The sequence below is a fragment of the Thermus sp. 2.9 genome (assembly GCF_000794385.1).
Classification (GTDB): domain Bacteria; phylum Deinococcota; class Deinococci; order Deinococcales; family Thermaceae; genus Thermus; species Thermus thalpophilus.
In genome coordinates this window covers 1-5534 of record NZ_JTJB01000041.1, presented here as the reverse complement: position 1 = coordinate 5534, position 5534 = coordinate 1, and the positions used below count along the sequence as shown (strand labels likewise).

The window sequence follows — 5534 nt, the reverse complement described above, 5'->3', positions numbered from 1 at the left end:
CTTGCCCCAGGAGGGGAAACCCCTTAGCATGGGGCCTAATATGGTACGGGGCATACGGGGCGCCATCACCGTGGAAGAGGACACGCCCGAGGCCATCCACCAGGCCACCCGGGAACTCCTCCTGAAGATGTTGGAGGCCAACGGCATCCAACGCCACGAGGAACTCGCCGCCATCATCTTCACCGTGACGGAGGACCTCACCTCCGCCTTTCCCGCGGAGGCGGCCCGGCAGATCGGCATGCACCGGGTGCCCCTCCTCTCCGCCCGGGAGGTGCCGGTGCCGGGAAGCCTGCCCCGGGTCATCCGGGTCCTGGCCCTTTGGAACACCGACACCCCCCAGGACCGGGTGCGCCACGTCTACCTACGGGAAGCGGTGAAGCTCCGCCCCGACTTGGAAAGCGCCCAGTAGGCTAAAAGCCCAGCACCTCCGCCCATGGCGTGGGTTCCTTGGGGCTCACATAGCCCGTGTCCATCTGGGCGAGCTGGAGCCTTCCCGAGTACTCCTCGTTCACCGCGTGCCAGTAGGTGTACTCCTCGAGGACCCAGATGCCCGACTCCCGGGCCCCGTTGCCGCTCGCCTTCACCCCCCGAAGGGCAGGTGGGCCTCGGCCCCCACGGTGGCGTTGTTGATGCTGGTCATCCCGGCGCGGATGCCCACCTTGAAGAGGTAGGCCCAATGGCGGTGGTTGGTGTAGATGGCGCTGGAAAGGCCATAAGGGGTGGCGTTGGCCACCCGGATGGCCTCCTCAATCCCGTCCACCTTCACCAGGTTGATGGTGGGCCCGAAGATCTCCTCCTGGAACTGGCGCATGCCGGGCCTCGCCTCCCACACCGTGGGCCAACCGAAAAGCCCCGCCTCCGCGTCACCCAGGAAGCGGGGGTAGGGATTTTCCCGGGTGATGCGCCCCCGCCCGAAAAGGAGCGTGGCCCCGTCCTCCTTGCCCCAAGCGTAGTGCTCTTGCCAGCGCTGGAAAAGCCGTTCGTTGATGAAGGGCCCGTAGGTCACCTCGGGGTTTAGGAGGGGGTTTCCCACCACCGTGGCCTCGGTGCGCTCCAGGAAGCGTTTCTTGAACTCCTCGTAGATGGGGGCGTCCACCAGGATGTTCCCGGCGCTGGTGCACCGCTGCCCTCCCGTGGCGAAGGCGCTCCACCAGGCCCCCTCCACCGCCAGGTCCAAATCGGCGTCCCGCATGACCACCAAGGGGTTCTTGCCCCCAAGCTCCAGGGTGGGCCGGATGAGGTTCCTCCCCGCCACCTCCCCAATCCAGCGGCCCACCTTGGTGCTCCCCGTGAAGGCGAACTTCTGGAAAAGCCCCTCGTCCATGAGCTCCACCAGCCACTGGCCCGTGGAGTCCTTGCCCCCACCGAAGACCACGTTGATGACCCCGGGCGGCAGGCCCGCCTCCTCAAAGAGCCTGACGAAGAGGTAGGAGAGGGTGGGGGAGTCGTCCGAGGGCTTCCAGACCACCGCGTTCCCTGCCAGCACGGCTGGGATGAGCTTCCAGCTGGGCACGGCGATGGGGAAGTTGCCCGCGGTGATCATGCCCACCACCCCCAAGGGCCTGCGGAAGGTGAAAAGCTCCTTGTCCCGCATCTCGCTGGGCACGGTTTGGCCGTAAAGCCTTCGCCCCTCGGAGGCGAAGAACAGAGCGGTGTCTATGGCCTCCTGCACGTCCCCGCCCGCTTCCTTGAAGGTCTTGCCCACCTCCCGCACCATGAGGCGGGTGAGGGTGGGCTTCTCCCGCTCCAGGATCTTGGCCAGGTTGAAGAGCACCTGCCCCCGCACCGGGGCCGGGGTGCGACTCCAAGCCTCAAAAGCCTCCCGCGCCTTTAGGGCCGCCTTGCGCAGGGTGTCCTTGGTGCCTTCGGGGAAACGGGCCACCAGGTCTTCCCGGTCCGAGGGGTTGTGGCGCAAAAGGGCCTCCCCTTCCCATACCTCCTCGCCCCCAATCAGGTGGCCGAACTCCAGGGTGTTCCCGTACTTGGCGGAAAACGCCTTCATGCTGACCTCCAAGGGGATTTTAGCGGAAACTCCCTATACTGGGGCCATGCCGCCCCATCGGGACCCTTTGGTTTACCTGCCTCCCTTCCTCTGGGCGCTCAACGTGGTGGCCTCCCGCACGGCCATGCGGGAGGTGGACCCGGCCTGGGGCTCCTTCCTGCGCTTCGCCCTCGCCCTCCCCTTCTTCCTCCTGGCCCTTCGCCGCCTACCCCACCTCGCCCCCCTAGGAGAGACCCTCTTCCTCGCCCTAAGCGGGGTGGCGGTGTTCAACCTTGTCTTTTTCACGGGCGTGCGCCTCGCCCCAGCCTCGGATGCGGCGGTGGTGGCCGCCCTTTATCCCCTTTCCACCGCCTTCGCCTATAGCCTTTACTTCCGCAAGCCCCTTTCCGCCAGGCTCCTTGGGGGGCTTCTCCTCTCGGGCAGCGGGGTGGTCCTCTTGGCCCTGGCCCACGCCGCGGGCGGGGAAGGAACCAACCGGCTCCTGGGGGACCTCTTCCTCGTCCTGGCAGCCCTCCTTTGGGGCGCCTATAGCGTGGGGGTCACCCTGGCGGTGCGCAGGCGGGAGCCCCTCGAGGCCACGGCGGCCAGCATGCTCTTAGGAAGCCTCCTCCTCCTTCCCCTGGCCCTCCCCCACCCCTTCCCGGAAGCGGGCCCTAAGGGGTGGGCCGCCCTCTTCTACACCGCTTTTGGCGGCGCCTTCCTGGCTTTTACCCTTTGGAGCAAGGTGCTAAAGCGCCACCCCGCAAGCCACGTGGCCCCCTTCATGAACCTGACCCCCGCCTTAGCCCTCTTGTTGAGCATCCTCCTCCTAGGCGAGGCCCCCCAGGGGGCGGATCTCCCGGGGCTTCTCCTCATCGCCCTAGGGGTCTACGTCACCCAGCGGGGCTAGCCAAACTTGGCCTTGAGGGCCCGGAGGGTGGCCGGGGGCACCAGCTTGGAAACATCCCCCCCGTAGCGGGCGATTTCCTTGACCATGGTGCTGGACACGAAGGAGTAGCGGGTAGCCGCCAGGATGAAAAGGGTTTCCAGGCCCGGAAGGAGCTGGCGGTTCAGGTGGGCCATTTGGAGCTCGTACTCGTAGTCGGAAACCGCCCGGAGGCCCTTCACGATGGCCTGGGCCCCCACCCGCTTCACGAAGTCCACCAAAAGCCCGGTGAAGGTGTGGGCCTCCACGTTTTGTAGGTGGGCGGTGGCCTCCCGGATGATGCTTAAGCGCTCTTCCGCAGAAAAGAGGTACTGGCCCCGCTTGTTGGGGTTTTCCAACACGGCCACGGTCACCTTGTCAAAGAGGCGGCTTGCCCGTTGGATCACGTCCAAGTGGCCGTTGGTGAGGGGGTCAAAGCTTCCAGGGTAGACCACGTGCATCTAAACCTCCACCAGGGTCAGGGCGTTTTCCCCGTAAACGCGCCGTTCCCCCAAAGGAAGCACCAGCTCCTTGGGGTGCTGCAGGATGCAAAGCCCGCCCTTTTCCACCAGGCCGCTTTGCAAAAGGGCCTGGAAGGCCGCCACCAGGTCCATGGGGTAAGGCGGGGCCATAAAGGCCACGGCGTAGCGCTCCCCTTTGGCCTTCGCCTCGGCCAGGAAGACCTCCACCGGTAGCGGCACGATGCGCACGGGAAGCCCCGCCCGCCGGGCGTTTTCGCGGAGAAGGCGGATGGCCTCGAGGTCTTTTTCCACCAAGGTGGCCTGCCAACCCTCGCTGGCCGCCTCGAGGCCCACCGCCCCGCTCCCCGCATAAAGGTCCAAGAAGCGCCCCTTGGCGGGGTAGCGGAGGCGCAGGTAGTCAAAAAGCGCCTTCCTGAGGCGCACGGGAGAAGGCCGGGCCGAGGCGGGCACCTTCAAGGGCACCCCCTTGGCCTTGCCGCCCAAAATCCTCACCACGCCCCTTAGCTTAAAGCTCCAGGACCAGGCGGCAAAGCCTCTCCACCCCACCTGCCAGCTCCTCCAAGGTGATGAGGAGGTCCAGGTGGGCCAAGGTGGTGGCCCGGCTCTCCGGCCTTCCCCCCTCGAGGCGGGAAAGGTGGGCCCGGCGCAGGCGGTCCAGGAAGGCTTCCAAAGCGGGGGCCTGCCGCAGCACCTCTTCCGCCAAGGCCTTCTCCCCCGTGCCCAAGGCGGCCGCCAGGAGTTCAAGCCGCCTCAAGACCGCCCGCATGGCCTCCAGGAGGTCCTCCCGCCCCTCGGGGCTAAAGGTGAGCCCCTGGGCCCAAAGCCTCTCCGCCTGCCGGACAATGCGCCGCACCAGGTCCCCCAGGTGCTCCAGCTCCGAGGCCATGACGAAAAAGCGCACCGCCCGCTCGTCATGGGTGCGGGTGGAAAGCTCCGCCGTGTAGAGCACCACCTCCCGGGTGAGGCGGTCCACCTTCTCCTCCAAAGGGGCAAGCTCCGCCTCGCCCCCCTCCTCCTGGGCCAGAACCCGCACCGCCTGGGCCAGCATGCCCCGCACCGCATCCGCCACCCGGGCAAGCTCCCGCTGCACCAAGGCGAAGGCCAGGCTGGGAGTTTCCAGGGCCTCTTGGGAAAGGTACTTGGGGGCCACGCCCCGCTTGGGAAAAAGCTTCTCCGCCCAAGTTTCGTAGCGCCCCCTCAGGGGCAGAAACCCCAAGGCGAAGCTCAGGTGGGCCAGGGCGTGGAACGCCACCACCCCCAAAGGGCCAAGCCACGGGATAAGCAAGAAAAGGGGCAAAGAGAACAGGAGCCGGTGCGCGAGGAGGGCCGTCCCCAGGGGCAAGGCTTCCCGCCGGCCCCCCAGGTAGGCCCAGAAGAGGGCCCCGGAAACCCCCACCCCCGCCCCCAGGGCCAGGGCCATGGCCCCCTCCCGGCCCAAAACCGGGGTGAGGGCCAAGGCCAAGGCCGCCACCCCGTTGGCGGTGGCGAGCAAAAAGGCCAGGACAAGGCCCAAGAGATAAAAACCCAAGGGGCTTGGGTCCAGGAAGGCGATGAGGGGCTTAAGGCTTTCCGCTCCCTCCCCCATCCGGACAAAGCCCAAAAAAAGAAGCCCAAGCCCCATGAAGAAGAAGCCCACTGGGCGCAGCCTAGGCCAAAGAAGAAAGGGAAGGCCCAACACCAAAAGGGCCTCCGCCGCCCCCCCTTGCGCCAGGGCCACCACCCCCACCCAAAAGGCCGCCCCCGCCGTGGCGGCTAGGGAAAGGAGGGCGGCCTGCCCTAGCCCCAGCACCCCGCCTTCCAAAAGCCCCAGGGCCAAGAGGGAAAACCCGGTGCCGCTTCCCGAAAGGAGCCCCAAAATGAGCCCCGCCCCCAAAACCCCCAATGGACGCCCCAGGGCCCGGGCCAGGAGGTGCCGCCTGGCCTTCACGGCGGCGAGCCCCTCCCCCACCAGGTGGAGGCCCAAGAGCAAAAGGGCAAGCCCCGCCCAAAACCCCACGCCCGGAGTATACGGAAAAGCCGGCCCAAGGGCCGGCCTCCGTGGTCGGGGAGACTGGATTTGAACCAGCGACCCCCTCGTCCCGAACGAGGTGCGCTACCGGGCTGCGCTACTCCCCGTAGCGGAAGCCAGTATAGGCCATAGGGGGAA

General features: G+C 67.0%; 5 protein-coding genes, 1 tRNA gene and 1 pseudogene. 2 read left to right on the top strand and 5 right to left on the bottom strand.

From position 1 onward, the window contains the following. Positions 1-40 precede the first annotated feature (40 nt). Positions 41-409, top strand: a complete 369-nt coding sequence (aroH, locus tag QT17_RS10865) for a chorismate mutase (RefSeq protein ID WP_039459945.1) — start codon at positions 41-43, stop codon at positions 407-409. A gap of 1 nt (position 410) precedes the next feature. On the opposite strand, the pseudogene QT17_RS10860 reads toward aroH, so the two are convergent. After that, positions 411-2002, bottom strand: a pseudogene (locus QT17_RS10860) (aldehyde dehydrogenase family protein). A gap of 46 nt (positions 2003-2048) precedes the next feature. Between QT17_RS10860 and QT17_RS10855 the strand changes: the two are divergent. Then, the gene (locus QT17_RS10855) at positions 2049-2891 is read left to right on the top strand and encodes a DMT family transporter (protein ID WP_039459943.1); all 843 of its coding nucleotides are present in this window, start codon (positions 2049-2051) and stop codon (positions 2889-2891) included. Here QT17_RS10855 and coaD read toward each other — a convergent pair. The 4 genes from coaD to QT17_RS10835 all read right to left on the bottom strand — a co-directional run bounded on the left by coaD (position 2888) and on the right by QT17_RS10835 (position 5503). After that, a complete protein-coding gene (gene coaD / locus QT17_RS10850; RefSeq protein ID WP_039459941.1) occupies positions 2888-3367 on the bottom strand; it encodes a pantetheine-phosphate adenylyltransferase in 480 nt (159 codons plus the stop codon). The two genes, QT17_RS10855 and coaD, sit on opposite strands and share 4 nt — an antisense overlap. Further along, complete coding sequence (locus QT17_RS10845) at positions 3368-3883, bottom strand: RsmD family RNA methyltransferase (protein ID WP_039459939.1); 516 nt, start codon at positions 3881-3883, stop codon at positions 3368-3370. It abuts the gene before it with no gap. A 10-nt stretch (positions 3884-3893) separates the two neighbouring features. Then, a complete protein-coding gene (locus QT17_RS10840) occupies positions 3894-5384 on the bottom strand; it encodes a PhoU domain-containing protein (protein ID WP_039459938.1) in 1491 nt (496 codons plus the stop codon). A 42-nt stretch (positions 5385-5426) separates the two neighbouring features. After that, positions 5427-5503: transfer RNA gene (locus QT17_RS10835), tRNA-Pro, on the bottom strand. Positions 5504-5534 lie beyond the last annotated feature (31 nt).

Bases quoted from the DNA above. Each gene is read 5' to 3' on its own strand.
- aroH (WP_039459945.1), top strand. From the start codon at position 41: ATGGTACGGGGCATACGGGGCGCCATCACCGTGGAAGAGGACACGCCC.
- QT17_RS10855 (WP_039459943.1), top strand. From the start codon at position 2,049: ATGCCGCCCCATCGGGACCCTTTGGTTTACCTGCCTCCCTTCCTCTGG.
- coaD (WP_039459941.1), bottom strand. From the start codon at position 3,367: ATGCACGTGGTCTACCCTGGAAGCTTTGACCCCCTCACCAACGGCCAC.